General features: G+C 72.7%; 18 protein-coding genes. 12 read left to right on the plus strand and 6 right to left on the minus strand.

Annotated features, from left to right (window positions below):
- Window positions 1-58 precede the first annotated feature (58 nt).
- A complete protein-coding gene (locus OG580_RS27275) occupies window positions 59-835 on the minus strand; it encodes a VOC family protein (RefSeq protein WP_267046295.1) in 777 nt (258 codons plus the stop codon).
- A gap of 183 nt (window positions 836-1,018) precedes the next feature.
- Here OG580_RS27275 and OG580_RS27280 point away from each other — a divergent pair, with 183 nt between their 5' ends.
- Window positions 1,019-1,846: a sulfurtransferase gene (locus OG580_RS27280; RefSeq protein WP_267046296.1), complete on the plus strand. Its 828-nt coding sequence runs from the start codon at window positions 1,019-1,021 to the stop codon at window positions 1,844-1,846.
- A 102-nt stretch (window positions 1,847-1,948) separates the two neighbouring features.
- Here OG580_RS27280 and sepH read toward each other — a convergent pair whose 3' ends face one another.
- Window positions 1,949-3,013 carry a septation protein SepH gene (sepH, locus tag OG580_RS27285; RefSeq protein ID WP_267046297.1) on the minus strand — a complete coding sequence of 355 codons (1,065 nt, stop codon included), beginning with the start codon at window positions 3,011-3,013 and terminating at the stop codon, window positions 1,949-1,951.
- A gap of 451 nt (window positions 3,014-3,464) precedes the next feature.
- Here sepH and OG580_RS27290 point away from each other — a divergent pair, with 451 nt between their 5' ends.
- The gene (locus OG580_RS27290; protein WP_267046298.1) at window positions 3,465-4,505 is read left to right on the plus strand and encodes a hypothetical protein; all 1,041 of its coding nucleotides are present in this window, start codon (window positions 3,465-3,467) and stop codon (window positions 4,503-4,505) included.
- A gap of 7 nt (window positions 4,506-4,512) precedes the next feature.
- Here OG580_RS27290 and OG580_RS27295 read toward each other — a convergent pair whose 3' ends face one another.
- Both OG580_RS27295 and OG580_RS27300 read right to left on the minus strand, forming a co-directional pair.
- A complete protein-coding gene (locus OG580_RS27295; RefSeq protein ID WP_267046299.1) occupies window positions 4,513-5,853 on the minus strand; it encodes a D-arabinono-1,4-lactone oxidase in 1,341 nt (446 codons plus the stop codon).
- Window positions 5,792-7,057 carry an MFS transporter gene (locus OG580_RS27300; RefSeq protein ID WP_267046300.1) on the minus strand — a complete coding sequence of 422 codons (1,266 nt, stop codon included), beginning with the start codon at window positions 7,055-7,057 and terminating at the stop codon, window positions 5,792-5,794. The genes OG580_RS27295 and OG580_RS27300 overlap by 62 nt, the downstream gene beginning before the upstream one ends.
- 192 nt (window positions 7,058-7,249) lie before the next feature.
- Here OG580_RS27300 and OG580_RS27305 point away from each other — a divergent pair, with 192 nt between their 5' ends.
- The gene (locus OG580_RS27305; RefSeq protein ID WP_267046301.1) at window positions 7,250-8,377 is read left to right on the plus strand and encodes a ferrochelatase; all 1,128 of its coding nucleotides are present in this window, start codon (window positions 7,250-7,252) and stop codon (window positions 8,375-8,377) included.
- An 18-nt stretch (window positions 8,378-8,395) separates the two neighbouring features.
- Window positions 8,396-9,196 (plus strand): inositol monophosphatase family protein, encoded by an 801-nt coding sequence (locus OG580_RS27310; RefSeq protein ID WP_267048143.1) that lies wholly within the window; start codon window positions 8,396-8,398, stop codon window positions 9,194-9,196.
- A gap of 121 nt (window positions 9,197-9,317) precedes the next feature.
- Here OG580_RS27310 and OG580_RS27315 read toward each other — a convergent pair whose 3' ends face one another.
- Entirely contained in the window at window positions 9,318-9,500 is a 183-nt protein-coding gene (locus tag OG580_RS27315; protein WP_267046302.1) for a hypothetical protein, read from the minus strand.
- A gap of 383 nt (window positions 9,501-9,883) precedes the next feature.
- On the opposite strand from OG580_RS27315, the gene OG580_RS27320 reads away from it, so the two are divergent.
- The 4 genes from OG580_RS27320 (at window position 9,884) to OG580_RS27335 (ending at window position 13,573) form a co-directional block, all read left to right on the plus strand.
- A complete protein-coding gene (locus OG580_RS27320) occupies window positions 9,884-10,537 on the plus strand; it encodes a response regulator transcription factor (protein ID WP_017237674.1) in 654 nt (217 codons plus the stop codon).
- 4 nt (window positions 10,538-10,541) lie between these two features.
- Complete coding sequence (locus tag OG580_RS27325) at window positions 10,542-11,780, plus strand: cell wall metabolism sensor histidine kinase WalK (protein WP_267046303.1); 1,239 nt, start codon at window positions 10,542-10,544, stop codon at window positions 11,778-11,780.
- A gap of 395 nt (window positions 11,781-12,175) precedes the next feature.
- A complete protein-coding gene (locus OG580_RS27330) occupies window positions 12,176-12,472 on the plus strand; it encodes a DUF4193 domain-containing protein (protein ID WP_003955561.1) in 297 nt (98 codons plus the stop codon).
- A 123-nt stretch (window positions 12,473-12,595) separates the two neighbouring features.
- Entirely contained in the window at window positions 12,596-13,573 is a 978-nt protein-coding gene (locus OG580_RS27335) for a hypothetical protein (RefSeq protein ID WP_323182615.1), read from the plus strand.
- 70 nt (window positions 13,574-13,643) lie between these two features.
- On the opposite strand, the gene OG580_RS27340 is transcribed toward OG580_RS27335, so the two are convergent.
- Window positions 13,644-14,153 (minus strand): DUF3093 domain-containing protein, encoded by a 510-nt coding sequence (locus tag OG580_RS27340; RefSeq protein ID WP_267046305.1) that lies wholly within the window; start codon window positions 14,151-14,153, stop codon window positions 13,644-13,646.
- Window positions 14,154-14,211: 58 nt separating this feature from the next.
- On the opposite strand from OG580_RS27340, the gene OG580_RS27345 reads away from it, so the two are divergent.
- The 4 genes from OG580_RS27345 (at window position 14,212) to OG580_RS27360 (ending at window position 17,165) form a co-directional block, all read left to right on the plus strand.
- Complete coding sequence (locus OG580_RS27345; protein ID WP_267046306.1) at window positions 14,212-14,796, plus strand: PaaI family thioesterase; 585 nt, start codon at window positions 14,212-14,214, stop codon at window positions 14,794-14,796.
- Window positions 14,796-15,308, plus strand: coding sequence for a dUTP diphosphatase (dut, locus tag OG580_RS27350; protein WP_267046307.1), 513 nt, complete (start codon window positions 14,796-14,798; stop codon window positions 15,306-15,308). Before OG580_RS27345 ends, dut begins: the two co-directional genes overlap by 1 nt.
- 1 nt (window position 15,309) lies before the next feature.
- Window positions 15,310-16,071: a DUF3710 domain-containing protein gene (locus OG580_RS27355; protein ID WP_267046308.1), complete on the plus strand. Its 762-nt coding sequence runs from the start codon at window positions 15,310-15,312 to the stop codon at window positions 16,069-16,071.
- Window positions 16,072-16,496: 425 nt separating this feature from the next.
- A complete protein-coding gene (locus OG580_RS27360; RefSeq protein WP_267048144.1) occupies window positions 16,497-17,165 on the plus strand; it encodes an ABC transporter ATP-binding protein in 669 nt (222 codons plus the stop codon).
- The last annotated feature ends 25 nt before the right edge of the window (window positions 17,166-17,190 follow it).

A 17,190-nucleotide genomic window follows, 5' to 3' on the forward strand; every position in this document is an offset into this window, starting at 1 on the left:
CCCGCCGGGGCCGAGCGGGCCGTTCGGCCGCGCGACCGTTCGGCCCGCGCGACCCGGATCAGCGGTCGGCGGCGGACCTGACCAGCGTGAACACCGCGCCCTCCGGGTCCGTCACCAGCGCGAGCCGCCCCGCCGTGCCCTCCCTCGGCGGCCGCAGCACCTGGCCGCCGAGCTCCACGACGAGCCGGGCGGCCGCGTCGGTGTCGTCGATCTCGAAGTACGTCATCCAGTGGGCGCCCCGGTCCCGGGGCAGGGCGTTGCCGACGCCGTGCAGGGAGGCCACCGGGCGCCCCTCCACGTGGAGCGTGGCGAAGTCGAAGTCGGCGGAGACGACCGGCTCCACCTCGTAGCCGAAGACCGACCGGTAGAACTTGCCGACCGAGGACGTCTCGTACGTGAGGAGCTCGTTCCACACCGGTGTCCCGGGCGGCCCCGCGGCCGCCGTGCCGTGGTGCGCCTCCGCCTCCCAGACGCCGAAGATCGCGCCGACCGGGTCGGAACAGATCGCCAGCCGACCGGCTTCGCCCGCGTCCAGCGGGCCCACCGCGACCGTGCCGCCGCAGCAGCGGATGGTCTCCGCGGTCTCGTCGGCGTCATCGGTGGCCAGATAGGTGGTCCAGGCGATGGGCAGGTGCCGGTCGGGCGGCAGCCGGCCGATGCCCGCCACCTCCTTGCCGTCGAGCAGCGCCCGGACGTAGGGGCCGAGTGGCTGCGGGCCGGGCACGAAATCCCAGCCGAAGAGCGCGCTGTAGAACTCCTGCGTCGGTTCAAGCCCGTGCACCATCAGACTCACCCAACAGGGTGTTCCGGGTGTGCGCCGAGTCACCTCGGTCATCGTCACTCTCTCCTCGGACCATCGTGGCCGTACCGCGTGCCTAGGGCCTGTCCGGTGGATCAGGGCCGAGGTCGCACCGACGGGCGCGCGGCGCGTCCCGGCCGCACCGCCGGTGGCGTGCTGTCGCGGGAGGACGCCGGGTTGCCCCTCCGCGGCCATGCAGGCTGCGCGAGGATGGCACCCATGAAGCCCATCATCTCCGCAAGCGAACTTCTGAGCGAGTCGACCGGGGCGCGTCCGCCGGTCCTCCTGGACGTCCGCTGGACGCTCGCAGGGCCGCCCGGACGGCCCGCGTACGACTCCGGCCACCTCCCCGGCGCGGTCTACGTCGACCTCGACGCGGACCTCGCGGGACCGCCCGGAAGCGGCGGGCGCCACCCGCTGCCCGACGTGACGGCCTTCGGGGCGGCGATGCGCCGGGCGGGTGTCTCCGCGGACCGGCCCGTCGTCGTCTACGACGGCGGCCTCGGCTGGGGAGCGGCCCGCGCCTGGTGGCTGCTCCGGTGGGCGGGCCACCCGGACGTGCGGGTCCTGGACGGGGGCCTCGCCGCCTGGACGGGAGAGCTCTCCGAGAAGACCCCCGAGCCGGAGCCGGGCGACTTCCGGCCCGAGCCGGGTGCGCTGGGCCTGCTCGACGCCGACGGGGCGGCTGCGCTGGCCCGTACCGGGCTGCTCCTGGACGCCCGGGCGGCGGAGCGCTACCGGGGTGACGTGGAGCCGATCGACCGGGTCGGCGGGCACATCCCGGGCGCGGTCTCGGCGCCGACGACGGAGAACGTGGACGCGGACGGCCGGTTCCTGGGCGCCGACGCCCTGCGGGAGCGGTTCACCGCCCTGGGCGCGGACGGGGACACCCCGGTCGCGGTCTACTGCGGCTCCGGTGTCTCCGGCGCCCACGAGGTCCTGGCCCTGGAGATCGCGGGCATCCCCGCGGCCCTCTACGCCGGCTCCTGGTCGGAGTGGTCCGGCGACCCGGCCCGTCCGGTCGCGACCGGACCCGACCCGCAGTAGATCCCGTGCACGGCCCGGGGTTCCCGCGGCCGTACGGACGGGAAAGGCCCGCGCCGGCGATCCGCCCGGCGCGGGCCTTTCACGTACCGGCGCGTACGCCGGTCACTCCTGCTTCTTCCGCCGCGTCCCGAAGACGATCTCGTCCCAGCTGGGCACCGCCGCGCGGCGGCCCGGGCGGACGCCGTCCGCCTCGGCCTGGCGGTCGGTGGTGCCCGTGAGGCGGTCGCGGTGGCCCGAGACCGCGCGCGGCATCAGGACGTCGGCGTACGCGGAACCCGCGCCCGCCGAGGCGGCCGGGGCCGGCGGCTCCTCCGCCTCCGACTCCTCCGAGGGCTCCGTGTCCGGGAGGTCGGGCACGACCATGTCGCCGCGGAAGCTCGGCACGGCCTCCAGGAGGCTCGTCAGCGAGTCCCGCTCCTCCTCCGGCTCGGGCGCCGGGGCGGGCGTCCGCTCCAGCCGGTCGAGCTGGCGGTCGAGCGCCCGGTCCAGGGGCCTGTCCCGGGGCAGCCGGGCGATGCGCGGTACGAAGGGGAAGCTCGGCTCCGGCGCGGCGGCGATCGTGTCGTCCGTCTCGCCGATCAGCGCCCGTGCCTCGTCGTCCACGGCCTGGACGAGCCGCCGGGGCGGGTCGTACGTCCAGCTGGCCGTGTGGACCTCGCCCGCGACGCGGTAGACGAGCAGCACCTCCCAGGTGCCGTCGTCGCGCCGCCACGAGTCCCACTGCACGGTGTCCTTGTCGGCGCCGCGCAGGAGCAGCCGCTCCTGCACCGCCTCGCCGAGCTGCGGACCGCTGTTCTCGCCGGGCCTGCGGACCGGGGTCTTGCGGGCCCGCTCCGCCATGAAGGCGCGCTCCGCGAGGACGGGGCCCTCGAAGCGCCGTACGCGGTCGACGGGGATCCCGGCGAGCTGGGCGACCTCCTCAGCGGAGGCACCGGCTCGTATCCGTGCCTGGATGTCACGGGGGCGGAGGTGGCTCTCCACCTCGATCTCGATCTGGCCGAGGCGCGCGCGGTCGTTGCGCACGGCGGCGCGGAGCCGCTCGTCGATCGGAAGTGTGTACTCCGTGCTGTCAGCAGCCTTCAGCACCAGTCGTGTGCCGTCGTTGGAGACGGCCACGACACGCAGTTCGGGCATGGGGACCTCCCGGGTGGTGCCTGCCGACGTCACGTGCGTCGCTGCTTCCGCTAGTCGAGTGTGGCCTGCCCGGGTGCAGCCTGCCACTACCTTGCCGAGTTGCCCGGCGTGTCGGGCATGGACCCTGGGACGCCGTTATGGCACGGTTACCTGTTCGCCACTCAGAGTGACTGACGGTCACGCTGTGCAGCGGGTCTCCGTGCGGCGCCGCGGCGCCACCGGTTCGAGTGCCGCGTTCGGCCCCCTCCCCGATCCCGGGCACCCGTGAAGGCGTCCGGACCCAGGGTTCGCCAATGTACTCCATTCGGGCCACTTGGGTGGACCGGCGCGCCGCCCAACTTCTCGGGCGGTACGGGAGTTGAGTCTCCGCGATCTTCCCCCTCGGGTGTCCCTCTTCACAGAACCATCAGAACCGGAACTATTCGCTTCGCCCATTTGTCCCTTCTGGGTGCAAGGCGAACCGAAGAGTCACCAGGGGTCGGAGATGCGTCACAGGTCGGAGAGCGACACGGACGAGCCGGGGAATCCGGTGCGGACGGAGGAGGAACAGGAGAAGAACACGGCGGGGGAGCAGGCCGGCGGCCGACGGAGGATCGACCTGAGCGTGGCTCAGGTCTCCGGCAGCGCCCTGGCGGCGGTCATCGCCGCCAAACTCGCCTCCACCCTCGGCGTGTACGGCACGATCCTCGGCGCCGGCGTGATCAGCGTCATCGCCACCTGCGGCGGCCCGCTCTTCCAGCATCTGTTCAAGCGCACCGGCGAGCAGGTACGGGACGCGACCGTGTCCGCCGCCAAACCGAAGGCGCGTCAGGTGCCCTTCCCGGCCGCGCGCCCGGCGCGGGACGGGGACCGCCACACGCTGATGCTCGGCACGGTCCCGCCCCCCGGCGCGCACACCGCCCCGTACGGCCGTGCGGCCGGTGCGGAGGCGGGCGAGGAGCTCGACGAGGAGTTCGGCGCGGCGACCACGCACGGCACCCGCGTCCGGGGCTGGAAGCGTCCGGCGATCGCGGCGGCCCTCGTCTTCGGCGTCACCATGGGCGGCATCACCGCCTACGAGCTGGTCTCGGGGCAGGACTTCAGCGGCACCCAGGGCACCACCACGTTCGGCTCCGTCGTCCGTGGCGGCAGCGGGGGCTCCGGTCAGGGCGCGCCGGACCAGGACGGGGGTCCGACGACCGCGCCGTCCGGGTCCGCCGACGACACCGGTCAGCGGGAGGACGGTGGCGACACCCCCGGGACGGGCGCCACGACGGACCCGGGTGACCCGGGCACCGGCGGGAACGGCGCCGGTACGGCGACCCCCGACCCGGGATCGACGACGGACACCACCGGTGGCGAGGCGACGCCCACCCCGACGCCGACCGACCCCACGACCGATCCGACCGAGCCGGCGGACCCCACGGAACCGGCCGAGCCGACGGAGCCGACCCGGACCCCGACCACCGGCGCCGCCGATCCGGCGCCCCCCGCTTCCCCGGACCCGGCCGGTGCGGGCACCGGCACCGGCACCGGCACCGAGTGATCTTCCGTCAGTCGCCCAGGACCCGCCGCAGGTAGTCGTTGGCGAACAGCCGGTCCGGGTCCAGTCGGTCGCGCAGCGCCGTGAACTCGGCGAAGCGCGGGTAGACCTCGGAGAAGTAGGCGGCGTCACGGGTGTGGACCTTGCCCCAGTGGGGGCGCCCCCCGTGCGCCGTCATGATGCGCTCCACCGCGGTGAAGTACGCGCGGTGGGGCGTTCCCTTGTAGAGGTGGACCGCGATGTACGCGGTCTCCCGGCCCGAGGCCGTGGACAGCGCGATGTCGTCCGCCGGGGCGGTGCGCACCTCCACCGGGAAGCTCACCTTGAGCGGCGAGCGCTCGACCATCGTCTTGACCTCGCGCAGCGCGGCGACCGCCGCCTCGCGCGGCAGCGCGTACTCCATCTCCAGGAAGCGCACCCGACGCGGCGAGGTGAAGACCTTGTACGGGATGTCGGTGTACGTACGGGCCGACAGGGCCCGGCTGGAGACCTTGGCGATCGAGGGGATGACCGGCGGGACCGCGCGGCCCACCGAGCAGGCGAGCTGGAAGATCCCGTTGGAGAGGAGCTCGTCCTCGATCCAGCCGCTGACCTTCCCGGGCGGTGCGGCGGGGCCGGCGCTGCGGTTGTTGCGCTTGGTGTTGCAGTTGTCCGTGTGGGGGAACCAGTAGAACTCGAAGTGCTCGTTCTCCGCGTGCAGCGCGTCGAACTCCGCGGTGACCCGGTCGAAGGTCATCGGCTCCTCGCGCGCGGTGAGCAGGAAGACCGGCTCCACCGCGAAGGTGATCGCCGTGACCACGCCGAGGGCGCCGAGCCCGATCCTGGCGGCCGCGAAGACCTCGGGATTCTCCTTCTCCGAGCAGGTCAGCAGCCGACCGTCCGCCGTGACGAGTTCCAGCTCGCGGATCTGCGCGGCTATCGAGGCCGAGTCACGGCCCGTTCCGTGCGTGCCCGTGGAGGTGGCCCCGGCGACGGTCTGCTCCATGATGTCGCCCATGTTCGTGAGCGACAGGCCCTCCCGGGCCAGCGCCACGTTGAGCCGCTTGAGCGGGGTGCCCGACTCGACCGTGACGGTCATCGCCTCGCGGTCGATGCGCCGGATCCCGGTCAGCAGCCCGGGCCGGATGAGGACGCCGTCGGTGGCCGCGATCGAGGTGAAGGAGTGGCCGGTGCCGACCGTCTTCACCCGCAGCCCGTCCGCCGCCGCCCGGCGGACCACCTCGGCGAGCTCCTCGGCCGAGGCCGGGCTCACCTCCCGTACGGGACGGGAGGTGACGTTCCCCGCCCAGTTACGCCACGGGCTGCTCGCCGTCCTGGCGCTCCCCGACCCCGCTGTTGTCGTCCCGCTCACGCTGCCCCTCCCGGTTCGGCACCGGCTTGCGCAGCCGGCGGTGTCCGAGAAGACCCACCACGGCCGCGAGCGCACCCGAGACGACGGGCACCACGTACCCCGCCTCCGCCCCGGACGCGTCGACCACCCAGCCGGCGGCCGAGGAGCCGAGCGCCACGCCGATCGCGAGCCCGGTACCCGTCCAGGTCATGCCCTCGGTCAGCTTGGTGCGCGGTACGTGCTGTTCGACGAGGGCCATCGTGGTCACCATCGTCGGTGCGATGGAGAGGCCCGCGACAAAGAGCGCCACGGCCAGCAACGGCAAGTTCCCGGCCAGTAGGAGGGGGATCATACTCACGGCCATCGCGCAGGTGCCCAGCAGCCAGCGGCGGGACGGCTCGCCCTTGAGGTGCAGCAGCCCGAAGACGGCGCCCGCGAGGCAGGAGCCCAGCGCGTAGACGGCCAGGACGAGACTGGCGGCCGCCTTGTGTCCCTGCTCCTCGGCGAAGGCCACGGTCACGACGTCCACCGAGCCGAAGACGGCTCCGGTGGCGACGAAGGCGAGGGCCAGGACCTGGAGGCCGGGGGAGCGGAGGGCGGAGGCGCTCTTCTCGCCGCTCTGCCGGGGGTGCGGCGGGGGTTCCGTGGCGCGCTGCGAGGTCAGCCAGAAGACGCCGACGGCCAGGAACACCCCGGCGAACAGCGGGCCGGCCTCGGGGAACCAGGTCGTCGAAAGACCGATGGAGATGATCGGGCCGAAGATGAAGCACACCTCGTCGACGATCGACTCCCAGGAGTACGCGGTGTGCAGACGCCGCTCCTCGCCCCGGTAGATCTCCGCCCAGCGCGCCCGGGTCATCGCCCCGAGGCTCGGTACGCAGCCGATCACGGCCGTGAAGACGAAGAGCGTCCAGTCCGGGGCCTCCTGCTGTACGCAGACGAGCAGCCCGGCGGCGCCGGCGAGCGAGATCAGCGTCACCGGGCGGAGGACCCTGCGCTGCCCGTGGCGGTCGACCAGGCGCGAGACCAGCGGGCCGAGGACGGCGGCGGACATCGCGAGCGCCGCCGAGAGGGCGCCGGCGAGGCCGTATCGGCCGGTGACCTGCGAGATCATGGTGACGACGCCGATGCCCATCATGGACAGCGGCATGCGGCCGAAGAATCCGGCGACGGAGAACGAGGCGGTTCCGGGCGCCGCGAAGATCGCGCGGTAGGGGCTGGGCAAGGGGGTCTCCGGATCTCCGTGCTTCGGAGCGGGCTCCGCACGACGAAATCAACACGCGTTCAAGGTCAACACGTGTAATTAACAGCTAAAGCCTACGGGCTTGAACTCGATCGGTCATCCCCATTTTTCGGACGATCCGTCACGGACGGGCCGCGCCTTCCCGCGTCAGGGGTGGGTGGGAGGATCGGTGCCATGTCCGATCAGCATGATCCCGCCCCGTACGACGCCCTGCTGCTGCTCTCCTTCGGCGGCCCCGAGGGCCCGGACGACGTGGTCCCGTTCCTGGAGAACGTGACGCGCGGCCGCGGCATCCCGAAGGAACGGCTCAAGGAAGTGGGGCAGCACTACTTCCTCTTCGGCGGCGTCAGCCCGATCAACGACCAGAACCGCGCGCTGCTCGACGCGCTGCGGGCGGACTTCGCGGAGGCCGGGCTCGGCCTCCCGGTCTACTGGGGAAACCGGAACTGGGCGCCGTACCTCACCGACACCCTCCGCGAGATGATCACCGACGGGCGGCGCCACATCGCCGTCCTGACGACCAGCGCGTACGCCTCCTACTCCGGCTGCCGCCAGTACCGCGAGAACCTCGCCGACGCGCTCGCCGCCCTGGAGGCGGAGGGGCTCCCGCTGCCCCGCGTCGACAAGCTCCGGCACTACTTCAACCACCCGGGCTTCGTCGAGCCCATGGTCGAGGGCGTGCTCGCCTCCCTTGCGGACCTCGACCCGGCGGTCCGCGACGGCGCGCACCTCGCCTTCACCACCCACTCCATCCCCGACTCCGCCGCCGACAGCTCGGGGCCCGTCGCCGAGCACGGCGAGGGCGGTGCCTACGTCCGGCAGCACCTCGACGTCGCCCGGGTGATCGTCGAGGCGGTCCGCGAGGAGACCGGCGTCGCCCACCCGTGGAAGCTCGTCTACCAGTCCCGCAGCGGCGCCCCCCACATCCCGTGGCTGGAGCCCGACATCTGCGACCACCTGGAGGAGCTGCACGGCGCCGGGGCGCCCGCGGCCGTCATGGTCCCGATCGGCTTCGTCTCCGACCACATGGAGGTCCTGTACGACCTCGACACGGAGGCCACGGCCAAGGCCGCCGAGCTCGGCCTGCCCGTCCGCCGCTCGGCGACCGTCGGGGCCGACCCGAGGTTCGCCGCGGCCGTCCGCGAGCTCGTCCTGGAGCGGGCGACGAACGAGCGGGGGACCCGGGTGGAGCGGTGCGCCCTCGGCGCGCTCGGACCCTCCCACGACCTGTGCCCGATCGGCTGCTGCCCGGCCAGGGCGGAGCGGCCGGCGGCGGCCGGCGCCGACAGCCCGTACGCGTAAGGAGACCCCGTGACCGACGTGAACGATCCTCTGCTCACCGAACTGCTCGACCTCGGCCTGGAGGCCGCCCGGCGGGCCGGAGCGCTGCTGCGCGACGGCCGGCCCGACGACCTGGCCGTGGCGAAGACCAAGTCGAGCCCCATCGACGTGGTCACCGAGATGGACATCGCCGCCGAGAAGCTGATCACCGGCTTCATCGCCGAGCACCGCCCGCAGGACGGCTTCCTCGGCGAGGAGGGCGCGTCGAGCCCCGGGACGAGCGGGATCCGCTGGGTGATCGACCCGCTCGACGGGACGGTGAACTACCTCTACGGCCTGCCCACCTGGGCGGTCTCGATCGCCGCCGAGCGCGACGGCGAGACCGTCGTCGGCGTGGTCGATGCCCCGATGCGCGGCGAGACGTACCGGGCGGTGCTCGGCGGCGGCGCCTACGTGGGGGACCGGCGCCTCGCCGCCCGCCCCTCGCCCGAGCTCGACCAGGCCCTCCTGGGCACGGGCTTCGGGTACGTCCAGTCCCGCCGCGCCCACCAGGCAGACATCGCCCGGCGCGTGATCCCGCTCGTCCGTGACATCCGCCGTGGCGGCTCGGCCGCGATCGACCTCTGCGACGTCGCGGCCGGCCGCCTCGACGCGTACTACGAGCGCGGCCTCAACCCCTGGGACCTGGCCGCGGGGGCGCTCATCGCCCGCGAGGCGGGCGCCCTGACCGGCGGACGGCCGGGGGAGCCGGAGTCGGGCGAGCTGACGCTGGCCGCCTCCACCGGCCTCTTCGCGCCGCTCCAGGAGCTCCTGGAGGAGCTCGGGGCCTGGCACGACTGAGACGGGTCGGGCAGCGGTCCGCGGGCCTCCTGAGGGGGCGTACACCGAACGCACGAGGGCCCCGGAGCCACAGCGGCTCCGGGGCCCTCGTGCGTCCCAGGTCGAATCGGGTGAGGTCGGGTCAGGTCGGGCAGACACCGGGCGCGGCGACCTGCACGCCGTGCTCGGCGGCCAGCCGGTGCAGGTCCTCGAGCTCCGCCTGCTCGACGTCCGCGAGGAAGTCGTCGCCCGTCTCACGAGCACGCGTGAGGTCGGTCTGCGCTGCCCTGATCCGGTGCAGCAGTCCTGCGGTGAAAGCGTCCATCGTGCGCCCCCTCGTCGTGGGTCCGGTGGCACGGGGGTGTGCCGAGGGTGGTGGATCACACGCTGCTGCCTCTGGGGGACAGAAGGCGATAGGTGGCGCGCCACATACAGGGCGTGATCACGGGGTGTGCAGTCGTCCTCCCCACCCCCTTCCTCACAGAAACCTCAACTGGCCCGTGAATCAGGTGAATTCTTCGGCGGCCACGTCGCACGGCGTCACGCGCCCCACCGCGCGCCCCGGCCGCACCACCCGCGCGCCCCCGGCCCCCGCACGGCCGTCTTACAGCCGGTTTACGCGCGTTCGGGGCAGGATGGACACGCACAGTCAGTGCTCAGGTTTCAGCCGTCCCCCCGCGGGCCGCGGCTCAAGGGAAGGACTACGACGTGCGTGTACTCGTCGTCGAGGACGAGCAGCTGCTCGCCGATGCGGTGGCCACCGGACTGCGCCGGGAGGCCATGGCCGTCGACGTCGTGTACGACGGCGCCGCCGCCCTGGAGCGCGTCGGGGTGAACGACTACGACGTCGTCGTCCTCGACCGCGACCTCCCGCTCGTCCACGGCGACGACGTCTGCCGCAAGATCGTCGAGCTCGGCATGCCCACGCGCGTGCTGATGCTGACCGCCTCCGGCGACGTCAGCGACCGCGTCGAGGGCCTGGAGCTCGGCGCGGACGACTACCTCCCCAAGCCCTTCGCCTTCACCGAGCTCACCGCGCGCGTGCGCGCCCTCGGCCGGCGCACCACCGTCCCGCTCCCTCCCGTCCTGGAGCGCGCCGGCATCAAGCTCGACCCGAACCGCCGCGAGGTCTTCCGCGAGGGCAAGGAGGTCCAGCTCGCGCCGAAGGAGTTCGCCGTCCTGGAGGTCCTCATGCGCAGCGAGGGTGCCGTCGTCTCGGCCGAGCAGCTCCTGGAGAAGGCCTGGGACGAGAACACCGACCCCTTCACCAACGTCGTGCGCGTCACTGTCATGACCCTGCGCCGCAAGCTCGGCGAACCCCCGGTCATCGTCACCGTGCCCGGCTCCGGGTACCGGATCTGACCCGATGGCCACGACCCCAGCGCCCCACCCTCAGGCGCCCCCGAAACCGACCTGGGACCCCCGGGACCCCGTCCGGCCGCTGCTCCGTCCGACCATCCGGATACGGCTCACGCTGCTGTACGGCGGGATGTTCCTCATCGCCGGCATCCTGCTGCTCTCGATCATCTACCTGTTCACCGCGCAGACCCTGAGCGAGAGCGCGGCCCAACTGCCGTTCAAGATCGTCAAGGGTGAGGTGCAGCCGACCACCTCCTGGTGCCAGCTGCCCAACACGGGCACCGGTGAGCAGTTCAACGACGCCGTCTCGGTCTGTCTGCGGCACCAGAGCGACCTGGCCCTCGAGGACCTCCTGCGCCGGTCTCTGTTCGCGCTGCTCGGGCTGAGCATCATCGCCTTCGCCTTCGGCTACGCCATGGCGGGCCGGGTGCTCTCCCCGCTCGGCCGGATCACCCGTACCGCCCGCCAGGTGGCCGGGTCCGACCTCGCCCGCAGGATCGAGCTGGACGGCCCCGACGACGAGCTCAAGGAGCTCGCCGACACCTTCGACGAGATGCTGGAGCGCCTGGAGCGGGCCTTCACGGCCCAGCAGCGGTTCGTCGCGAACGCCTCGCACGAGCTGCGGACCCCGCTCGCGATCAACCGCACGCTCCTGGAGATCCACGTCTCGGACCCCGAGGCCCCGCTGGCGCTCCAACAGCTGGGCAAGACCCTGCTCGCCACCAACGAGCGAAGCGAGCAGCTCGTCGAGGGCCTGCTGCTGCTCGCCAGGAGCGACAATCAGATCATCGAGCGCAAGGCCGTCGACCTCGCCGAGGTCGCCTCCCGGGCGGTCGACCAGACGCACGCGGAGGCCGTGGCCAAGGGCGTCGAGATCCGGGGCGAGCGCGCTCCGGCGGTGGTCCAGGGCAACGGCGTCCTGCTGGAGCGGATCGCGCTGAACCTGCTCCAGAACGCCGTGCGGTACAACGTGCCGGAAGGAGGCTGGGTGGAGGTCACCACCGAGGTCCAGCACGGCCAGGCGGTCCTGGTCGTCTCGAACACGGGACCGGTGGTCCCCGCGTACGAGATCGACAACCTCTTCGAACCGTTCCGGCGGCTCCGGCAGGAGCGCACCGGCAGTGACAAGGGAGTCGGCCTCGGCCTGTCGATCGCCCGTTCCGTGGCTCGCGCCCACGGCGGCCGTATCATCGCGGAGCCCCGCGAGGGCGGCGGTCTCGTGATGCGTGTCACTCTGCCGATCTGACACACTGCACAGGCCGACCGGTTCCGTTCGCTTTGCGCGGAATTCTCGGGCCCCGATTCTGAGACGCTCATGTGTGATCGATCACAGGAGAGGGTGTCCGGACCTCCACTCTCCGTGACCGAGAAATCCCTCGGAAAACCAGGAAAAGTCCGGGTTTCCAGGGCCCCGAATGACGGGAAGTACACGGGGTGGCGCTTGTGAAGGGCGCCCCCAGGACCGTGTACGGTCCGGTTCGCCACCCGAAGCCGATCACTCGTGAGAGGGCGCGACGGGTGTCGATTGAGTAACAGACCTTGATGTGAGGCAAAATCTCCGCCTCAGGTCGGGCACAAGTCCGACCTCTCACGCGTTACGTGCGCTGGAGACACCGCAACCACCCAGAGGGGGAGAGCGACATGGCAACGGATTACGACACCCCACGCAAGACCGACGACGACGTCGACTCGGACAGCCTTGAAGAACTGAAGGCCCGCCGGAACGACAAGTCGACCTCGACCGTCGATGTCGACGAGTTCGAGGCCGCCGAAGGCCTGGAGCTTCCCGGCGCGGACCTCTCGAACGAAGAGCTGGCCGTCCGGGTCCTGCCCAAGCAGGCCGATGAATTCACGTGCATGAGCTGCTTCCTCGTGCACCACCGCAGCCAGCTGGCGCGAGAGAAGAACGGCCAGCCGATCTGCCGCGACTGCGACTGAGACCGGTCGGCCGTGGCAGGCGACACACCGTCCCGGAAGCGGCGTCTGCGGCTCCCTGGGAGCTCGGAGACGCGCAAGGGAGGCACAAGCCCGGCAGAGGGTGCCCAGGAGGCCCCTGACGCCGTGCGGACCGCCTCCCTGCCTCCCCTCGGCGCACGTGACGACGAGCGGGGCCCCTCGGCCTCGCTCGAAGCGGTCGTCGCGGACATCGAGGCGGTCACCGGTTCGCGCGTCGAACCGGGCGCCGGTTCGGGTGCCGGGCCGGAAACGGCACGGCTGCCCGCGGAGCGGGGTGAAGGCCGGGACGAGGCGCGCCACGGGCGCCTGGACGCCGTCAGGCGGCTGGCCAACCCCGCTCGGGCGCAACTGGACAAAATCAAGATCGACAACGACCGGATCGACGCCGTCCGGCGCGGCGTCGCGCGGAGCGTCAAGGACGGCGCCAAGCGCGGCGGCGACAGCGCCAAGGCCGGCATCGGCCATCTGGCCGACCGCCTGATCGACCTCGCCCCGCGGATCCCCGTCCGCGACCTGGCGACCCTGCGTAAACAGTTCCCCGGGCTCGGTCCCGAGGAGATCGCCGACAAGCTCGTCATGGGCGCGGCGAACGCGAGCTCGACCGTCGGCGCGGGCATCGGCGCCGCCGCCATGCTTCCCGTACCGATGGCCATGCCGGCCGAACTGGCGACCGAGATCACCGGCGTCGCCGCCATCGAACTCAAACTCATCGCCGAGCTGCACGAGGTGTACGGGCTGCGCCCACCGGGCCGGATCACCCAGCGCTCGACGGCCTATCTGACGTCCTGGACCGAGGAGCGGGGCATCGACCCCTCCAAGCCCGCCACGGTCAACGCGGCGCTCGGCGGGCAGCTCAAGCGCGAGCTGCGCCAGCAGATCATGAAACGCATGGTGCGCAACCTGCCGAACCTCATGCCCTTCATGGTCGGCGCCGCCGTCGGCGCGGTCATGAACCGGCGCGACACCAAGAAGCTCGCGGAGCACATCCGCAAGGACCTGCGCGCTCGCCAGGTCCCCTGGAGCGCCCTCACGGAGCTGCCTCCGCTGGAACAGCCAGAGAACCCCAAGGAGCTCGGCTTCTAGGGGGTGTCCTGCCCGGGCCGGACGACTCCTCGGCCCGGGGCCGAGGGGCCGCGACCGGGCCGGGGCCGGGTCAGGCTTCCGCGCGTACGGATTCCAGGGCCTCCACCAGGGCCTCCGGCGCGCGGCTGGACAGGTACACGTACGGCGTCGGGTCGGCCGGGTCGGTGACCTCGACCCGTACCGCCCCCGGAACGTAGCTCCGCATCAGCATGAAGGCGCGCGGGTCGGCCTTGTGCGTGCGCCAGGCGCGCGCCTCCTCCGCGTCCAGCACCTCGGCCGCGCCCAGCGCCGAGACCGGGATCCGCGCGTCGCCCGCCACCAGCGAACCGGCCACCACCCGGATCCGGGCGGAGCCGTACGAGGACACGGCCGCTCCTGCGAGCACCGCCGCCACGATCAGACCGCCCAGCATCGGGACCGTCCCCAGCGGGAACATGACCAGCCCGCCGGAGATGCCGAGCAGGCCCGCGATGGCCCACCACGACCGGGGCGCCGTCAGTCGCTCGTCGAAGCGCGGCGCGACCGACGCCGAGGGCGCGGGCTCGGAGGAAGGGGCGGGGGACGGTGCGGAAGGCTGCATACGTCCAAGCTTGGCACGGCGCGACCCGCGCCCGGCCGCGCGGGTAAGGTCTGCGCCTGTGACTGCAACATCTGCCGCCCTCACCCCGCCGGCCGACGCCATACCGCCGGTACGCCACCCCGACGCGCCGGCCCCCGGCGAGCTGCTCGGTTCGCACTACGAGCACTGTTTCGGGTGCGGCGGCGGACAGCCCCACGGCCTGCACCTGGAGGCGCGGGCGGGCGAGGGCGTGACCGTCACCGCCGAGTTCACCGTGACCGGCGACCACCAGGGCGCCCCCGGCCTCGCGCACGGCGGCGTCCTCGCCACCGCGCTGGACGAGACCCTCGGCTCCCTGAACTGGCTGCTGCGGGTCATCGCCGTGACCGGCCGGCTGGAGACCGACTTCGTCCGGCCCGTACCGGTCGGTACCGTGCTCCACCTGGAGGCCGCGGTCACCGCCGTACACGGCCGCAAGATCTTCTCGACCGGTGTCGGCCGGATCGGCGGGCCCGAGGGCCCCGTCGCCGTCCGTGCCGACGCCCTCTTCATCGAGGTCAAGGTCGACCACTTCATCGACAACGGCCGCCCGGAGGACATCCAGGCCGCCATGTCCGACCCCGACCAGGTCCGGCGCGCCCGCGCCTTCGAGGTGAACCCCTGATGAGCAACCCTGTCGACGTACTGATCCGGCTCCTGGACCCCGAGGTGCCGATCCCGGCCTACGGGCACCCCGGCGACGCCGGCGCCGATCTCGTGACCACCGAGGCCGCCGTCCTCGCTCCCGGGGAGCGCGCGGTGCTGCCCACCGGCGTCTCCATCGCGCTGCCGGACGGGTACGCGGCCTTCGTGCACCCGCGCTCCGGCCTGGCCGCCCGCTGCGGAGTCGCGCTCGTGAATGCCCCGGGGACGGTGGATGCCGGGTACCGTGGAGAGATCAAAGTGATCGTGGTCAATCTCGACCCGCGCGAGAGCGTGCGGTTCGAGCGGTTCGACCGGATTGCCCAACTGGTCGTCCAGCAGGTCGAGAAGGTGCGCTTCCATCAGGTGGCGGAGCTTCCCGGCTCGGCGCGGGCCGAGGGGGGCTTCGGGTCCACCGGCGGCCATGCCGCCGTGGACGGCTCAACGGGTGGGAATCGATACGCTTCGGTCGTATCCGACCGGGAAGGACAGTGACGTGTTCGGACGTCGCAAGAAGAGCGGTGCCGCTGCGGACGCAGCGGGCGAGGCCGAGCAGGTCGTCGACGAGGTCGGCACCGACGGAACGGCCGACGCGCCGCGTCGGGTGAACCTTCCGCCGGCGCCCCGGCCCGACGGGCCGTGGGACATCTCCGAGGTCACCACGGCGGAGGACGGCCGTGTCGACCTCGGGGGCGTCTTCGTGCCCGGAGTCGAGGGCATGGAGCTCCGGGTCGAGGTGGCGGGCGACGCGATCGTCGCGGCGACCATCGTCCTGCGCGACAGCGCCGTGCAGCTGCAGGCCTTCGCCGCCCCGAAGAACGAGGGCATCTGGGGCGAGGTCCGTGACGAGATCGCCACGGGCATCGTCCAGCAGGGTGGTGTCATCGACGAGGTCGAGGGCCCCCTCGGCTGGGAGCTGCGCGCGCAGGTCCCCGTACAGCTTCCGGACGGCAACCGCGGCGTGCAGCTCGTGCGCTTCGTGGGTGTCGACGGGCCCCGCTGGTTCCTGCGCGGAGTGATCTCCGGGCAGGGCGCGGTGCAGCCGGAGGCGGCCGGGCTCCTGGAGCAGATCGTGCGGGACACCGTGGTCGTCCGCGGTGACGGCCCGATGGCCCCGCGCGACCCGATCGTCCTCAAGCTGCCGAACGACGCGCAGATGGTGCCGGACGGTGTCCAGCAGGAGGAGCAGGCGAACTCGCGCTTCTCCGGCGGCATGGGGCAGCTCCAGCGCGGCCCGGAGGTCTCCGAGATCCGCTGAGCCGCGAAATCGAGACACGAGCGGTGGGCCGCTTCCCGTACGAGAGGTACGGGGAGCGGCCCACCGGCCGTTGTGGGCGACTACGGGTCCGGTGGCTGTTGCGGGGGGCCACGGGTCCATCGGCCGTTGCGGGGGGCTACGGGGCCACCGGCCGTTGTGGGCGGCTATGGGCCCACCGGCCGTTGTGGGCGGCTGCGGGGCCACCGGCCGTTGCGAGGGGCCACGCGTCCACCGGCCGTTGTGGGCGACTACGGGTGCGGTGGCCCCGTTGGCGTGGTCCCGGTGGGGGCTCTCCGGCTCTGGCCCTGGGGCCGGGCCGCGGACCATACTGGCGGGCGCACATGTCCGAGGAGGGGGAGCACACGGTGAGTGAGAGCAGCACGCGGACCGGGACGGCCGTCGCCGAGGACCCGGCCGGCCGGCCGATGGTCCGGATCGAGGACCTCCGCCGCTCGTACGGTTCGGGCGAGGCCGCCGTCCACGCCCTGCGCGGCGTCTCCTTCGACATCCCGCGCGGCGAGCTCGTCGCCCTGAAGGGCCGCTCGGGCTCCGGCAAGACGACGCTGCTCAACCTCGTGGGCGGCCTCGACAGCGCCGACGGCGGCCGGATCGTCATCGACGGCATCGACCTCTCGACGCTCGGTGAGAGCGGGCTCCTGGAGCTGCGCCGCGACCGGATCGGCTTCATCTTCCAGTCCTTCGGACTCCTCCCGATCCTCTCCGCCGCCGAGAACGTGGGCGTACCCCTGCGGCTGCGGAAGACGGACCCCAAGGAGCGCGAGGAGCGGGTCGCCCTGCTGCTCTCCCTCGTGGGGCTCGCCGACCACGCGGCCCAGCGGCCCGGAGAGCTCTCCGGCGGTCAGCAGCAGCGCGTCGCCATCGCCCGCGCCCTCGCCAACAAGCCCGCCCTGCTGATCGCCGACGAGCCGACCGGCCAGCTGGACGCGGAGACCGGGCTCGCCGTCATGGAGCTGCTGCGCGCGGTGGTCCGCAGCGAGGGCTGCACGGCCCTGGTCGCCACGCACGACCCCCAGCTCCTGGGCCTGGCGGACCGGGTACTGGAGCTGAGCGACGGCGAGATCATCGAACACTGAGGTCGCCTGAGCCCTCGGCCGGCGT

Origin of the sequence: Streptomyces sp. NBC_00094 (assembly GCF_026343125.1) — a bacterium.
GTDB lineage: Bacteria > Actinomycetota > Actinomycetes > Streptomycetales > Streptomycetaceae > Streptomyces.

Excerpts from the sequence above, each read along its gene's own strand:
- OG580_RS27290 (WP_267046298.1), top strand. The coding sequence starts at position 3,465 with ATGCGTCACAGGTCGGAGAGCGACACGGACGAGCCGGGGAATCCGGTG.
- dut (WP_267046307.1), top strand. The coding sequence starts at position 14,796 with ATGAGCAACCCTGTCGACGTACTGATCCGGCTCCTGGACCCCGAGGTG.
- OG580_RS27340 (WP_267046305.1), bottom strand. The coding sequence starts at position 14,153 with ATGCAGCCTTCCGCACCGTCCCCCGCCCCTTCCTCCGAGCCCGCGCCC.
- OG580_RS27360 (WP_267048144.1), top strand. The coding sequence starts at position 16,497 with ATGGTCCGGATCGAGGACCTCCGCCGCTCGTACGGTTCGGGCGAGGCC.
- OG580_RS27280 (WP_267046296.1), top strand. The coding sequence starts at position 1,019 with ATGAAGCCCATCATCTCCGCAAGCGAACTTCTGAGCGAGTCGACCGGG.
- OG580_RS27275 (WP_267046295.1), bottom strand. The coding sequence starts at position 835 with ATGACCGAGGTGACTCGGCGCACACCCGGAACACCCTGTTGGGTGAGT.
- OG580_RS27305 (WP_267046301.1), top strand. The coding sequence starts at position 7,250 with ATGTCCGATCAGCATGATCCCGCCCCGTACGACGCCCTGCTGCTGCTC.
- OG580_RS27325 (WP_267046303.1), top strand. The coding sequence starts at position 10,542 with ATGGCCACGACCCCAGCGCCCCACCCTCAGGCGCCCCCGAAACCGACC.
- OG580_RS27330 (WP_003955561.1), top strand. The coding sequence starts at position 12,176 with ATGGCAACGGATTACGACACCCCACGCAAGACCGACGACGACGTCGAC.
- OG580_RS27315 (WP_267046302.1), bottom strand. The coding sequence starts at position 9,500 with ATGGACGCTTTCACCGCAGGACTGCTGCACCGGATCAGGGCAGCGCAG.